We start from the raw sequence: 14261 nt of genomic DNA on the forward strand, positions 1-14261 counted from the left end.
GGACAAGGAGACTCCCATGGCCAGCGCCCGCCGCAGCAAGAAGCAGCCCGAGGTCAACCACGGCGCCGAACTGGCCCGCCGCGTTGGCCTGGCCGCCCTCGCCGCCTGGTACGCCACGGCGGCCGGCGCTGGCCGCCTCGCCCGCAAGCTGCCCAGCCCGCACCGAACCTCGGGCGTCGACCTGCCCGGCCACGACATGGCCGGCCTCGTGCTGCTGCTCACCGGCGTGGTCACCGCGGCCGCCGTGTGGACCCACCCCGCCGGCGTGCCCGGCCAGCTTCTGGGTGTGCCGGCCGGCATCGCCCAGGGACTGCTCGGGCACCTCGCCGTCGTCGCGCCGGTCCCCCTGGTCTGGCTCGCGATCCAGGCGATGCGCCACCCCGCCGGGAGCCAGACGGTGCGGACCCTCGCCCAGGCCGCCGGCGCTGTGCTGACCGCCGCCGGCCTCGCCGGGCTGCTGGACCTGCCCGCAGCCGGTGCCGGAGGGCTGCTCGGTGAGATCACCGGCGCTCTCGATGCGGTGCTCAGCATCTGGGGGGCAGTACCGGTCCTGCTCGGCCTGATCGGCGCCGGGCTCACCGCCGCCACCGGCATCAGCCCGGTCGCCGTGGTGACCGCCCTCGCCGCCACGCGATCCCGCCGGGCTGCTCGGGCCGACACCGATGAGGACCTGGACCGGCTGGTCGACGACCTCAACGACGTCGACCACGGCGACGCGGCCGAGGTGCCGGCAGCCCCACGCCCGGCTACCACCGCGGCGGCGCCGGCGGATTCTGTGGAATCGGCACCCCGCCCGCCGCGTCCATGCCGCGAGGTGACCGGGGCGGCCCCGGCGGCCACGCCGGCGCCGGCCGCCCCTGCGGCACCGGTGACGGCGGGCGGCTACCAGTTGCCGCCGCTGAGCCTGCTCGCCGCCGGCGACCCACCGCAGCGGCGTACCGCCGCCACCGACACCGGCAAGAAGGCCCTCCAGGGCGTCCTGGACGACTTCAAGGTCGCTGGGACGGTGTCCGGCGCGCACCGCGGGCCGACCGTCACCCGCTACGAGATCACCATCGGCCCCGGGGTGAAGGTCGAAAAGGTCATTGGTCTGGCGAAGAACTTCGCCTACGTCGTCGGCAAGCCCGAGGTGCGGCTGCTGTCCCCGATCCCGGGCAAGAGCGCCGTCGGGGTGGAGGTACCCAACTCCGACCGGGAGACGGTGACCCTCGGCGACGTCATCCGCTCTCGCGCCGCCCGCGATGGGCACCGGCTGCTCGTCGGGCTGGGCAAGGACATCGACGGCAAGGCCGTCACGGCGAACCTGGCGACCATGCCGCACCTGCTCCTGGGTGGTGCCACCGGATCCGGCAAGAGTGGCTGCCTCAACACCCTGCTCGTGTCGATCCTGACCCGGGCGACGCCCGGCGAGGTGCGGCTGCTGCTGATCGACCCCAAGCGCGTCGAGCTGACCGCCTACGCCGGCATCCCCCACCTGGTCACCCCGATCGTCACCAACGCGCGTAAGGCCGCCGACGCCCTGGACTGGGTCGTGCGGGAGATGGACATGCGCTACGACGACATGGCCGCCCGCGGGGTGCGCCACGTCGACGAGTTCAACCGCAAGGTCCGCGCCGGTGAGATCACGTCGCCGGCCGGCAGCGAGCGGGTCCTGGAGCCGTACCCGTACCTGGTGGTGGTCGTTGACGAGCTGGCCGACCTGATGATGGTCGCCCCCCGCGACGTCGAGGACGCGGTCGTGCGGATCACCCAGCTCGCCCGCGCCGCCGGCATCCACCTCATCCTCGCGACCCAGCGCCCCTCGGTGGACGTGGTGACAGGGCTGATCAAGGCCAACGTCCCGTCGCGGCTCGCGTTCGCCACCAGCTCCCTTACCGACTCCCGGGTCATCCTTGACCAGCCCGGCGCGGAAAAGTTGCTCGGCCAGGGCGACGGCCTGTTCCTGCCCATGGGCGCGTCCACACCGGTCCGGATCCAGGGCGCATGGGTCAGCGACGCCGAGGTCACCGCCGTCGTCGAGCACTGGCGTTCCCAGGCCGCCACCGGTGGCCAGCCCTCCGCGCCGGCCACCGTGACGCCGCCGGCCGTCGAGACCCCGACCCGGCCGGCGATGAACACCGCTGCGGTCGATGGACTCGACGACGACGAGCGGGCCCTGCTGCGCGAGGCCGCCGAGCTGATCGTCACCAGTCAGTTCGGGTCGACCTCGATGCTGCAGCGCAAGCTGCGTATCGGCTTCGCCAAAGCCGGCCGGCTCATGGACACCCTCGCCGACCTGCGCGTCGTCGGCCCCTCCGAAGGCTCCAAAGCCCGCGACGTGCTCGTGCGCGTCGACGAGCTGCCCGACCTGCTCGCCGCGCTCGGCGGCGACTCCCCCGCCGACTCCGATAACGCTGGCGCGACCGTGCTGGCCTTCCCCCGCAACGGCAGCCGCCGCTGACCTGCCCCGCACCGCCCCATCCGGATCCGCCAGACGAAGGAGAGCCCCATGGACACCTCCCCCACCTCCGGCGAGCAGCACCTCGCCCCCATCGACCACATCACCACCAGCGAGGCCGGCGAGGGCCACCGATGGTCACTGGCCACCTGGTGGCGCGACAACCGCGGCACGCTGTTCGTGCGCGACAACTGGCTGCTCGGCGTGGTCGCCCTGGCCGCCCTCGCCATGCTCAGCGTGCTGCTGCGGGCCATCTGGGTCATCGTCGCCAAGCTCGTCGACGTCGCGGACGCCGGCCTCGGCGCGGCCGGCGCCTGGATCACCGACGGGCCGATCACCCACAGCATCTCCGACCCGATGCGCGTCTACCTCGACACCCACACAGCCGGCCTGCCCGCCACCGCCCGTGACCTGTGGATCATGTGGCTCGTCGCGGCCGGCGCCCTCTACCTCGGCGCGCTGTTCGGCTCCACCTACGCCCGCATCGGCTGGGCCGCGATCGGTGCCCTGACCGGCGTTGCCGTGTACGCCGGCGCCCCGGCCGGCACAGGGCCCGCCGCCGCCAGCCTGACCGCCGTGGTGTGGCTGACCCTGTCCCTGCTCGCCTACGCCGGCCGCAGCAACCTCACGGTCGGCGACATCCTGCCCAGCCTCGCCCACCGGCGCGATCGCGATCCGGTCATCGACAGCAATTACTGACCCCGCACACACGGCGGGCGGCCCACGCCTCCTACAGCCAGGGCCGCCCGCCACTCCCCCATCCAGCAGACAGAAGGAGCTACCTCCATGGTGCCCGATCCGGGTGACCCGACCTACCTCGGCGCGGCCTACGCCAGCGACAAGGATCCGCGTGGCCAGCGCCGTCTGTTCCAGATCCCCACCGCCGGCTCTCACGCGGTGCTGGTGGAGATCCCCACCAGCCTTGCCGACAGCACCTCCCACTGCACCGGCTGCGGTCACACCGACAGCGACTTCAGCGAGCTGGAGATCCTCGCCCGCGCTGGCGCGCACGCTTCCGCCTGCGGGCGAGGCACCGTCACCGCCGCCCTGGACGCCGAGATCGCCACCGTCCGCACCGAGCTGGCCCGCATCGACCCCAAAGCCGGCGGCTACCTGCAGATGGCCGGGGTGCTGCTCGGCGCCGGCCTAGCGGTACTCGGCGGCGCCGGAGCCGGCGGCCACCTCCCCCCGTCCGCGCTGCGGGTTGGCGCGGCCACCGCCGTGGTGGTCCTCATCGCCGTCGCCCTGCTCCTGCTGGCCTCCCGCCCCCGCCTCGGCGGCGACTTCGGATTCATGGCCTACGCCGATGCCGACACCGCCCAAGACGTGCTCGCCCGCATCGCCGGCGGCGACGCCGACCAGGTCCCGCAGATGACGCCGCTGACCCGCGCTCGCGAGCTGTGGTGGCTCTCCCGGGCCGTACGCGCCAAGTACGTGGCGATCGCCCGCGCGGTGCCGCTGCTGCTCGCCGGGTACGTCGGCGCGGCCGTCACCGCGGCCCTGGCGATCTGGGGGCGGTGAACGCGATGACCCGCCCACAGTTCGCCACCGATGTCCTCGGCGCCACCGACGAATACCGGCTCGACATCGTCACCGACCCCGAACCCGACAGCCCTCAGGCCGTCAGCTACTTCACCGCCAGCGACCCCGAGACGGCGAGCCGTCAGGCACAACGTCTTCTCGCTGCGGTCGACGGTCCCGACGACCGCTACGGCGAGTTGTACGCCCACGATGGCGACGGCGGCGCCGTCCACTTCGACACCATCCATCTACCCGAATGATCATTCACTACGCGCGAGTAGGCGGCCCGAATCGTCGGGCCGCCTACTCGACTACATGTAGTCGAATCCCTTTACCTCGCAAGGCAGCCCGACTCATAGGGGTATGTACCGATTTTGAGCGGCGGTCCACACAGGACATAGCGCGTCTGGTGGTTTCGGAGCGTGTTGAGGTGCCTGCTGCGGCGAGAGTCACCGTAAGATCCTCGGGTCACGCGTCTGAATTGATCTTGAGGGAGCGCCAGCGCTCAACCACTAACTCCATAAAAAAACAGAGCCCCAGACCCCGATCGTTTGGCCGCGGGAAGGGTCTGAGGCTCTCAACAAGCTCGGAGGACACCATAGCACCCACCTCCGGGCTGGGTGCATCTTTGTCTCTCGACACGGCTACCGCGTGTCGCAGCGATAGCTGCCTGCGCCCAGCCTCCCCCATTTCGCGTCCCACCTGGGGTGGATTCGTAACCCCACACTGGGTGCACCATCACACAGAGTCTTCGCGGGGCCGATTGCGCTGCCAACGGACTGCGGCGGATGCTGGCCCAGGACGTGAGCCTGTTGGGTCCACAACGGTGCCGCGATGATCACGGCATCTTCCCGCGCGTTGGACTCGGATCGTGTGGCGGCGCTCGGGTACTGCCCCGACTGCTACGCCACCGGGACGGCCGTACTCGTCGTACCCGGACAGCACCACTGCCGGGCGCACCTGGTCGATCAGCGCCTGCTGGTCGAGACCACCGCCGTCGGACAGGCCCGCCTGGTGGCCCCGCCCGGGGCCCGCCGCAGGCCGGTCTACCCGACCGGTGTGCAGGTGTCGTGTGTGTCCTGTGCCGCTGCTGGCCGGGACAAGCAGGGCCTCCCGCGCGACGGCGCGGGGTCGGATCCGCTGTGCATGCCCTGCTGGCGGGGCCGCACCGAGCGGCGAGACGCCGCCCAGCGGCACCGCCTGATCGCCGCCCTGCGCGATCGCCTCGACGACGTCCAGGACGTCGTCGACACCGGTTGCGCGGCCTGCGGTGAGCCCGAGCCGGTGCCGACCTGCTGGCTGTGTGGGTACTCCTACCTGGAGCAGGCCCGCGCCGATCACGCCCACGCGCAGGCGCTGGAGGCCGCCGCCGTCGACGAGCACTTCGCGCAGCTCGCCGAGACGGCGGACGCCCGCGAGCGGGTCGACGAGCTGACCGCGTGGATCCAGCGCCTGATGGAGACGCTGAGCGCGTTCGACGCCGGCGACAGCTGGGGCCGGCCGGTGTGGATGCTGGCCGACCTCCTCGCCCGCGACGCTGCGAGCCGTGCCAGCCGCCGGGGCCGACGCTCCGCGCTGGGCCGGGTGGGCGCGGTGCTGGCCGTCGACGCGGACCGCCGCTCCGGCCGCCGTGCCATGCCCGGCCGCGCCGAGACCGCCCTGCTCGCCGGCTGCGAATCCACCCGCCCCGTGACGGACGCCTGGCGCCGCGCCGAGGCCCTGGGCTGGCACACCCGCGTCGAACAGGGCCGCCGCCTTAGCTACGCCGAGCGGTGCGCCACCGGCCGCGCCCAGGCTCGGGCTGTCTTCGACATCACCTCGCTCCACCGAGGCGACACCGCTGCCCAGACGGCGCATGTGCCGGCCGCGCTGACGATCCTGGCCGAGCTGCTCGACCACGCCCGCGCGCTGCTCACCGAGGCGCAGGACCGTGTCGACGAGCTGGACGCCCGCGCCGGCGGCTGGGTCGACCACCACGAGCGCGTGCGCCGCCACCAGATGCGCCAAGCAGTGGCAGCCGCCCGCGATCACGCCCGTGACCAGGCATTGAATTTCCGCACCCCCCACACGGTGTCTCAAGGTATGAGCGTTTACTCCAGCTTGTCTCGGGGTCTGCTGATTCCACCGCCGATCGCCCACTCTCACGTCGTGGCAGACCGGCAAAGCCGGAGGAAGATTGGCGCTTCGCGCTCACCGAGAACGAGCCGGCGAAATTCCGGTGTTGCCAGGTCACGTCCTGTAGGGCGTCCTAGGCCGGTCCAGACGGTGTCTGAGCGCCCACAGCTGTCTCGTCCACGTCCTGAGTGGGCAGAGTGGGCGTACGACCTGGCACGGGCCCTACGAAGCCACTGGCGTTGGCTGGCCGACGCTCCCCTGCCGCGTGTGGCTGCCACCCTGGGTGCCGCGCTCAGCCGCGAGTGGAACGCCGAGGTGCTGACCACTTGGGCCAGCCAGCAGCGTCCCCGGCCTTTGCTGTCCGCGCCCCGCGATCCGGTCGCCTACCTCAAGGCGATCATCGAGGACATCCTCACCGGCCCCGATGCGCCACCGAACCCGGCAGCTCGGCACGTCGTTCACCGCCGCAGGGCCGTGGCTACCGATGCCGAGATCCGGCGGGCCGGCCGCGCGTCCTGGTGCGGACGCTGCGACCGGCACCGCCGAGTCGAGGTCGACGACCACGACCAGGTCGTGCCCTGCCCCCGCTGCTCAGGGGCGGACGAGCCCGCCGTGCAGCCTCACCGCCGGGCCGCTGCCCGCAGCGACCATGCCGCAACCAGCGCCCTCGCGGCTGCCGCCGAAGGCGATTGGCCCGACGTTGCCCAGCCCGGATCAGGCATCATTCCGGAGCGCCGCTGACCCGCCGCCCAGCGCTTGGTCGCGCCCCAACACGTGCTGGCACTGATGGTCGGCGGCGTCGCTGGCCGGAGGCCGCTCGGCCCGGCGCTGATCTCCGCCTAACCGGATGTTCAGAAGAGAGGTTTGGCTGCTTTCCTCGGTCTCCTGAATGCGCGCGGCGGCACCCTAGGGCCTCAGGGTGCCGCCGCGCTTGTGGGTTGGTTCACGTTTTATGCGTCGGAGTCTGCCGCTGGTCCACGCAGCAGGAGCTCAGCCAGGGCCCGCAGGGCGTCTGGCTCCAGTTCTGCTCGCAGCGACTCGGCGATCTTGTCAGGAGTGCCACCGAGGCGTCGGATGGCAGATGCGGCAGAAGACCTTCGCAAAGGCGCGCTACGCGGGTTGGCATCACCCCCAACGTCAGGCTCGTTAACCGCGGTTAACTCGGGCTCGGTGGTGGGCCGCTGCCGCTGCCGCAACTCATCGAGCTGCTTCTCGGGCGGTAGCTGATGGAGATCTCGCACATCCCGCAACGGCACCTCACCAGCCCTGAGCATCGACTGAACCTCCGGTGCCAACTTCAGCAGGTTGAGTCGTTGCGTAACCCAGGGGGGAGTGCGAGAGAGCAGAGCGGCTGCCGCCTTGGCAGTTCCGCACTCCTGCGCCAGTAGCTGTACGGCCCGGGCCTCTTCGATGGGGTCCAGGTTCTCGCGATCGAGGTTCTCGGCGGCGGTGGCGCTGACCCACGCCTCCCTGCTGTCGGCCAAGCCGTTCTTGACCACGATGTCGAGGTTCGGCTGTTCCGCCATCAGCGCCGCCGCGCGACGCCGGCCGCCGGTGACCTGAACCCAGATGGCGCTACCGATCGCCGTGGCGTGTTCGGGGTAGATCCGCAGGAACGCCTCTCGCGCTACTACGGCACACGGCTGGAGTTGGCCGTGCGTCCGCATGGACTCCGCGATGCTCTCGATCTTGGCGCGATCAGATGCCAAGTCCCGAGTGTTGAGCGGATTCGCGGCGACCTGATGGACGCGAGCGGTACGCGGCGCCGACTCGACGAAGGCGGGCACCCGGGCCTCGGGAAGCACCGCCTCGTCCGCGAGGTCTGAAAGGTTGACTCGCCTGCCCGCCACGTCAGACCTCCTGCAGGTTCGGCGCGCCAGACTGGCTTGGGATCGCCGCAGCCCCGCCGTAGCCCATCTCCAGAGCCAGCCGGAAGAAGTCCTCGCGAGCTTCCATCGCGGTCCGGTTTTTGGGGTACTGCGTGACTACCAGGCCCTCTGCAGAGGCGCGGGAGTGCAGCTTGTACCGCCTGACAACCGTGTTGCACATCGGCCAGCCCTTGCGCTGGATGAACTGCGCGGTCTGCTGGAGATCGGGCAGTCCGTCGCGCGGATCCCAACTGTTGACGACCACCCGGTACGGAATTCCGCGTGGCGCGATGACGGACTCGATCGTCCGAGCGGTCGGGTCGTAGCAAAGGGGCTCCGGCACCATCGGCACCAGGACGTCGTCGCACTCGTCGAGCGCGGCCTGAAGGATCCGCTCGTCCTCGAGCGAGCCCGGGGTGTCCACGAAGATGTGCTCGTAGTGCAAGTTCCGCAGCTTCCGGAGATCGCGAGGATCTTCGACCTGAGCGAAGTCGAACGGCAGACCACCCTGCCGTTCCACCCGTCGGGACCACCACACCGAAGAAGCCTGCGGGTCGGTTGAGGCAACCATGACGGGGCTCTCCGGATCGCCGATGGCCTCAGCGGTCTTCTGCAGGATCGGCTCGGGATTGACCAAGACGTCGTAGGTCACCGCCCCGAGGTTCACAGCGAGCGTCGTCTTACCGACGCCGCCCTTTTGGTTGGCGATGACATGCACCTGAGTCATGCGGGCTCCATTCCGTGTGCTTCCCGGGCCGGTTGTGGCCGCGGTACTTCGGACGCCCGTCATGCTAGGGCCGACCCTGCCCTGCTCAGTAGCCCGGTACAGGTGGTGTCGCCGATTAACCGCGGTTAACTGCGTTCGCATGGGCAGGGGGCGTTCGAAGCGCCACGCCCACGGTGGCCTCCGAATGTGCCCCGATCTAGCGTGTGCGCCGCATGCCCGGCCGGGCCGTTGCGATGCGGCGCGGCCACTGCGGATGGAGTGTTGCGACCGACTCGCCGCCTCCGGCATCACCAGATCTGCCCCAGGTCGGCGTCGACGTCCGCCTGCCCAGCCTATGTCCGCACCAACGGCGCCGAGGCGCCACCAGCTCGACCCCCGTCCATGCGCCGATGGGTAGGTCCTCCCTGGCCCCCTGCCTGCCATTTGCACGTCGGTGTCGGCCCCAAGAGGGCGTCATTCTGGAGGGCGTCTTCGCCTGACTCCCAGCGGTAGCCTCTCGGCGAGGCAGAGATGATGGTTGTTGAGCAACGAGGTCAGGAATTCTGCAGTGTCTGAGACTGAACAGTCGGGTACCAGCGACAGCCCCAGGATCGAGCTGTTTCGGGAGTTGTTTCGCCTGCACCGAAGCGCTGGTGAACCTAGTGTTCGCGAGATCGGCCGGGCAGTAGCGATGAGCCATACAACTGTCTATACCGCTCTACGGGGGCCACGGCTGCCCCGGTGGCAGACGTTGGACCTCATCGTGGAGCATCTCAAAGGAGACCGCGATGAGTTCCTCCGCAGGTGGATCGCCGCACGGGATGCGGAATCCCCCTCACCTTGGGATCTTCTGAGCAACTTCAGCGGCCCTGCTGCTCCCGGGCAAGGAACGTATCGTCCTGACCCGCCACTCGTCGTGACTGAGTCCAGTGCGCGGGTCACCTCGTCCCGGCTCGTCGAGATTCTCAACAAACTTGAGGTGCAGCACGTCAGCGACGATGCAGGAAACCTGCTTGCCGTCTGGAAGCGGCATGTCGTGCAGATCAGTCTTGAGGGGCCTGATGAGTCAATCCTCGTCGTTCGCATGCGCCCCAACGCGACTGCTCGCCTTGCACTGCGCGAAGCGACGCAGGTAGTCGTCAACGAGTGGAATCACACCCGCAGATTCCTCAAGGCGTACATCGCCGATCCCACGCCTAACGGGAGACTTCCCCTGTACGGCGAGATGCAGCTTCCGGTCTCAGCCGGTGTTAACGACGCCTTCCTGCTCGAGTTTCTCGACGCCGGTTTGGCCGTGGCCACGACCTACACCGAGTGGCTCTTCACCGAGGGCGTTTTAGAAGAGATGTAGCGCGTTCGCCTGTCGACGAAAGCTGTAAATCTTCGTTCAGCAGCTGTCCGTTGCTGGTGAAACCCGTTGTGGCGCGGAAGACACGCCTCCTGGCGCTGCCAGGCTTGATTCATGACGAAGAACCAAGCGGAGCAAGATCCGCTGATGCGTGTCCACCTGACCGTTCCCCGCTCGGTGTGCTGGCTCCTTGCCGGGGCGCTGCTGGGCAACCTTGATGACGGAGGGGCCATCCTCAGCGCCATCGGCGCGCTGCTGAACTGATCTTGCCGCGTCGTTCAGCAAGGGGCAGCAGTATCTGCGGCCGCCCTCCGCCACCAGGCCCTGGTGGGGGAGTACCGGCTGCTGCACGACACGGTCGACGACGTCCGGCTGCTGTTGCCCGACGACAGGCCCCCACGCCGACCACGACGGCCTGGCCGCCGCGGACACCGAGGAGGCGTGCCAGTGGGCCACCGAAGTGCTGGCCGAGCCGGGCGTCGTCTGCCACGGTTGGACCGCCCGCGTCAGCCACATCGCCGCACTCGAGTACGTGGCCGACCTGACCGGGGAATGCTGACGGTAAACCTCGATGCCACCCGCCCGGACGGATCCGCGCCGCGTTCGGTCAGGCTGCCGGGGTGGCGGGGGAGCGGTCGCAGGAGGTGGACGGCATCGCCGGCGTGCTCGGCGATGCCGCCGACCGGTAGAGGCAGGTCGAACAGAGCTAGCAGTGCGGCCCTGATGCTTCCCAGGAGACGGGTGAACCGCCAGCGCTGCCGGTCATCGCGGTGCCCTACGGTCGGGTGATGGCATCGGCCCCGCTGATTCTCGAGAACACCTGCCCGGGCGTCGACGATCGACGGCATCCCCTTGAGCGTTCACGGCGTTGTTGCCCTGACCTGCGATCCGGACGGCAGTGCGTTCATGAGCTTCAGCGTCGGCCCCGTGGGCGCGTCCGCCGAGGACTGCGTGTACAGCGAGTTCGTCTTCTCGCCCGAGCAAGCCGACACCCTGGCCACATTTCTCGCGATCCGGCCTGAGGGCATGAGGTAGAGGTCCGCGAACCCACAAGACGTGCGACCACGCGAGACGGGTCGGAGTCGCCTGAGCTACAACTCGCCGAGGATGCGTTCGCGTTGCTCCGCGTACTCGCTGTCGCTGATCAGACCGTCTCGATAGATGACGGCGAGTTGCCGAAGTCGTTCGGCGATCGGGCTGCGCGGTGATGTCGGGTTGTTGTGCGAGTGCGTGGGACGGTTGTCGGGGTCCGACCCGACAGGCTCGTCAGGGCCGGGCAACCGGGCCGGAAGGGCCGCCGGGTCGACGGTTCCGGCGATGCTCCAGAAGCACTCGTCGAGGGCGGTGGCGTTGCTGGCGGCGGTGCTGAGGTACCGCAGGGTTTCCGCCACGCAGTCCAGCACGGTGGCCAGGCGGGTGGCGTGGGCGGCGGTGGGGACCAGGCGGCCGGCGAGGATGTCCATGGTCACGGTCACGGCGATGTCCGCCCGGCTGGCCAACTCTGTGGGGGACACCCCGACGATTTCGGCGTACGCGCACAGGTAGCGTGCCAACGCGCGCCGCGCGGGCGGCGCCTGGCTGTCGATTGAGGCCACCAAAAGTCCGAAGTGGATCCGGCGCCGGGCGACGGGTGGCTCCGGCAGGTCGATGATTGGCTTGCCGCGCAGCGTGGGCGCTGCGATGAACTCCAGACAGGCGCATTGGCGGGCGTAGTCCTCGCGCAGCGTGGCGACCTCCGCGGCGATGGTCTTGGCCCTGAGCAGCTCATCTCGGGTCTGGTGGAACTGTGCTTCGAGCTGGTTGGCGCGATGCAGCTCGTAGTTGAGGCTGTTCTGCGAGGCCCGCAGGTTCTCGATGTAGCGGGTGGTCTCGTCTCGGAGACGGTCCTGCAGGCGGGCGAGCTTGCGCTGCAGGACTGGCACGGCGGGCTCGCTCTCGGGCACGTTGCGCTGGCCTGGCTTGCCCGGCGGCCGGCTGACGGGACCGTTGTAGCCGAGGGGTCGGTGACCGCGGGCGCACTCGTACCATCCCGCCGCGAGTGCCCGGATGCTGGCGGTGTCGCAGCTGTCCGGCAGGCAGCCGATAATCAGCTCGGTCATCTCCCACGTCGGGCCGAGACGGTAGCGGCTGAGCTGCTCGGACAACTTCTGCCGGTTCAGGCCAGGGAAGTCCAAACGGCGCTTGCGGGCGTTGCGGATGATCGTCGACTGCCCGCCGATCCCCAGGTAGTCATCGATGAGACTGCGTACGTAGAGGGTGTACTCGGCGGCGTCCGGGTTAGCGCACCGGCGCCGGATCGTGGCTTCGTCGACGGCGTACGGGCGGGTGTTGCGAGGCGGCGGGCGGCGGGCGGCGGTACTCATGCGGGTCGTCCTCGAGGCACGAGAGGTGGCCCGGCAACGGCGATGTTGTCGGGAGTCTGCCGGATCCTCTTTCCCGACATTAAGGACGCCGAGGAGAGTTGCCGGTGCCGATCAGTGCTGACTGTCTGGTCGGTCAGGGTGCTCCGCGCGAGTCGGTTGGCCGCCTGATCAGCGCGGGGCACCCCGCCATCTATACATGATGCGAGACGGCGGTGACAGAGTGCAGTATCCGATCAGGGTTCGACGCGTAACGGCGGTCATCAGCGCACTGGTTGTGCGCCCTTACACCCTCAGTGCCGCCAAGAAGGATCGCCCAGCTCAACCCCGCCGACACCAGCCTCAACACCGTCGTCCACGACGCTGGACGAGGCGTCCATACCCGCGGACGCCCCGCTGGCTCGGCCCACCAAATGAGACACCGCAGCGTGATCGTGCGGGCCGCGCCGGGCACGCCGGCAGAGCCTCTGCGGCCGGAACCTGATGGATGGGGTGGTCGGGGGTGCGACCATGGCCGCCGGCAGGCCTTAACCATCGTGCGGTCGTGTCGGGCGCTGAGCGAGGGCAGCCCTCGTCTGAACGTTGCCGCAAACCCCGCTAGGACGCCGTAGGGCAGCGGCCGGCTGCAACCGCCGGAAAATTTCCGCGATCCGCGGTTCACGCATGGCCGCTCGGCGCTCTCTAAGAGGCAGAGCGGCGCGACGGGCGCCGGCCGGAGCAGAGCGAGGTGCAGTGGAAGACATGAGCCGGGGGTGGATCGCCGCGGCGGTCATCGTCAACCTCAACGGCTGGCCGGCCTGTGGATCCGCGCCCGGTGGCGCGCCCGCGCTGAGAAGGCCCGCGGCGACTCTCTCATAGCGATCGCCGAGGCCCTGCCCAGCGGCGGCCGGCTACGCGACGTTACGGGGCGGGTGCGACGGCGACCCCCTGGTGCCAGCGGCATCCGCACCGGCTGGGCACAGTTGTCGCCCGTGTGCGGTGAGCTGTCGGATCGCCCATCGCGGGGAGGCGCATGTAGGTGAGAATCGATACGGTCGTGGCTGTCGGTAGTTGGACGCTTGCAGGGCGGTGGACGCATGAAGTGGTTTGGCAGGCAACGGAAGCCGGGTGGTGAAGGCCAGGAGCCGCAGCAGGACGGCCTGCAGGAAGTCCGGGAGATGCTCGATCCGTACCACCATCGGGCGAGCGTGGAGGACGGCGGCCGGCTGATTGTGCAGCCAGGGCAGGTGTTGGAGAACATCACCGTGGCGATGGAGCGGCTGGACATCGACATCAACACCCCAATCAGCATCGAGGATGACGTAGCGACCCAAGACGAGCTGGTGGGGATGATCCAGACCCTGGGCTTGGGTGCCCTGCTCGCAGCCCACGTGGTCAACACCGCGATGAGGATCATGTCGGCGCGCTACCCCGCCGAACTGGTCCGCCGTCCGCTACCGGAGCAGTACGACCTGCGGCAGCTGTACCCGCTCACCTTCACCGACCGCGAACACGAGACCGCACGGAAGATCTTCAACGAGCGTGCTGCCAGGACGGTCGATCTCGACGCCGACGACCTTCGCTCGAGGATGGAGCCCCTCGCCACCGGCCAGCAGGTCCAGGTCGTTCTGGCTCTGTTCTTTATGTTCGGCAGCAAGGTCGGCGCGATGAAGCACCGCACTGGCATCCAGTAGGCCGGCCTCTGGAAGGTGCAACACCCCAGCGCCGCCCCTTCGCCGGAGATCGTCCAGGGCCACCAGCCGGCGTCAAGGGCGCTGTGCGTCGCTGCGCGATGGCCTGACGACGACCACCCTTGACCCCGGCCGCCGGTCCTGGTGGACAGGCTTCGGAGGGGTGGCCCGGGGGAAGGTTGGCAACCCACTGGCCGCCGCGGTGCTCAGTAGGGCAGGGGCGGCGCCGGTTCTGC

11 protein-coding genes are annotated in these 14261 nt (G+C 69.6%); 8 read left to right on the plus strand and 3 right to left on the minus strand.

Features of this window, described 5'->3' with window-relative positions; translation table 11 throughout:
* Window positions 1-16 precede the first annotated feature (16 nt).
* From FHG89_RS14180 to FHG89_RS14200, 5 genes are all read left to right on the plus strand, one after another.
* The gene (locus FHG89_RS14180; RefSeq protein WP_139584843.1) at window positions 17-2440 is read left to right on the plus strand and encodes an FtsK/SpoIIIE family DNA translocase; all 2424 of its coding nucleotides are present in this window, start codon (window positions 17-19) and stop codon (window positions 2438-2440) included.
* A 48-nt stretch (window positions 2441-2488) separates the two neighbouring features.
* Window positions 2489-3136, plus strand: a complete 648-nt coding sequence (locus FHG89_RS14185; RefSeq protein ID WP_139584844.1) for a hypothetical protein — start codon at window positions 2489-2491, stop codon at window positions 3134-3136.
* An 87-nt stretch (window positions 3137-3223) separates the two neighbouring features.
* Window positions 3224-3958 carry a Pycsar system effector family protein gene (locus FHG89_RS33320; protein WP_139584845.1) on the plus strand — a complete coding sequence of 245 codons (735 nt, stop codon included), beginning with the start codon at window positions 3224-3226 and terminating at the stop codon, window positions 3956-3958.
* Window positions 3959-3963: 5 nt separating this feature from the next.
* Window positions 3964-4218 (plus strand): hypothetical protein, encoded by a 255-nt coding sequence (locus tag FHG89_RS14195; protein ID WP_139584846.1) that lies wholly within the window; start codon window positions 3964-3966, stop codon window positions 4216-4218.
* A 613-nt stretch (window positions 4219-4831) separates the two neighbouring features.
* Window positions 4832-6814: a hypothetical protein gene (locus FHG89_RS14200; RefSeq protein ID WP_244295433.1), complete on the plus strand. Its 1983-nt coding sequence runs from the start codon at window positions 4832-4834 to the stop codon at window positions 6812-6814.
* 209 nt (window positions 6815-7023) lie between these two features.
* Here FHG89_RS14200 and FHG89_RS14205 read toward each other — a convergent pair whose 3' ends face one another.
* Both FHG89_RS14205 and FHG89_RS14210 read right to left on the minus strand, forming a co-directional pair.
* Window positions 7024-7923 (minus strand): ParB/RepB/Spo0J family partition protein, encoded by a 900-nt coding sequence (locus tag FHG89_RS14205; protein ID WP_139584847.1) that lies wholly within the window; start codon window positions 7921-7923, stop codon window positions 7024-7026.
* A 1-nt stretch (window position 7924) separates the two neighbouring features.
* Window positions 7925-8668, minus strand: a complete 744-nt coding sequence (locus FHG89_RS14210; protein WP_112583584.1) for a ParA family protein — start codon at window positions 8666-8668, stop codon at window positions 7925-7927.
* A gap of 730 nt (window positions 8669-9398) precedes the next feature.
* Between FHG89_RS14210 and FHG89_RS14215 the strand changes: the two genes are divergently transcribed.
* Entirely contained in the window at window positions 9399-9998 is a 600-nt protein-coding gene (locus FHG89_RS14215; RefSeq protein WP_244295434.1) for a type III secretion system chaperone family protein, read from the plus strand.
* A gap of 111 nt (window positions 9999-10109) precedes the next feature.
* The gene (locus FHG89_RS32965; protein ID WP_167517418.1) at window positions 10110-10259 is read left to right on the plus strand and encodes a hypothetical protein; all 150 of its coding nucleotides are present in this window, start codon (window positions 10110-10112) and stop codon (window positions 10257-10259) included.
* 827 nt (window positions 10260-11086) lie between these two features.
* Here the strand turns inward: FHG89_RS32965 and FHG89_RS14220 are convergent.
* Window positions 11087-12358, minus strand: a complete 1272-nt coding sequence (locus FHG89_RS14220; RefSeq protein WP_139584848.1) for a hypothetical protein — start codon at window positions 12356-12358, stop codon at window positions 11087-11089.
* Between the two features lie 1073 nt (window positions 12359-13431).
* Between FHG89_RS14220 and FHG89_RS14225 the strand changes: the two genes are divergently transcribed.
* On the plus strand, window positions 13432-14028 hold the full coding sequence (locus tag FHG89_RS14225) for a hypothetical protein (protein ID WP_139584849.1): 597 nt from the start codon (window positions 13432-13434) through the stop codon (window positions 14026-14028).
* Window positions 14029-14261 lie beyond the last annotated feature (233 nt).

Source organism: Micromonospora orduensis (assembly GCF_006228125.1).
Classification (GTDB): domain Bacteria; phylum Actinomycetota; class Actinomycetes; order Mycobacteriales; family Micromonosporaceae; genus Micromonospora; species Micromonospora orduensis.

Bases quoted from the DNA above. Each gene is read 5' to 3' on its own strand.
- FHG89_RS14180 (WP_139584843.1), top strand. From the start codon at position 17: ATGGCCAGCGCCCGCCGCAGCAAGAAGCAGCCCGAGGTCAACCACGGC.
- FHG89_RS14185 (WP_139584844.1), top strand. From the start codon at position 2,489: ATGGACACCTCCCCCACCTCCGGCGAGCAGCACCTCGCCCCCATCGAC.
- FHG89_RS33320 (WP_139584845.1), top strand. From the start codon at position 3,224: ATGGTGCCCGATCCGGGTGACCCGACCTACCTCGGCGCGGCCTACGCC.
- FHG89_RS14195 (WP_139584846.1), top strand. From the start codon at position 3,964: ATGACCCGCCCACAGTTCGCCACCGATGTCCTCGGCGCCACCGACGAA.
- FHG89_RS14210 (WP_112583584.1), bottom strand. From the start codon at position 8,668: ATGACTCAGGTGCATGTCATCGCCAACCAAAAGGGCGGCGTCGGTAAG.
- FHG89_RS32965 (WP_167517418.1), top strand. From the start codon at position 10,110: ATGACGAAGAACCAAGCGGAGCAAGATCCGCTGATGCGTGTCCACCTG.
- FHG89_RS14220 (WP_139584848.1), bottom strand. From the start codon at position 12,358: ATGAGTACCGCCGCCCGCCGCCCGCCGCCTCGCAACACCCGCCCGTAC.
- FHG89_RS14225 (WP_139584849.1), top strand. From the start codon at position 13,432: ATGAAGTGGTTTGGCAGGCAACGGAAGCCGGGTGGTGAAGGCCAGGAG.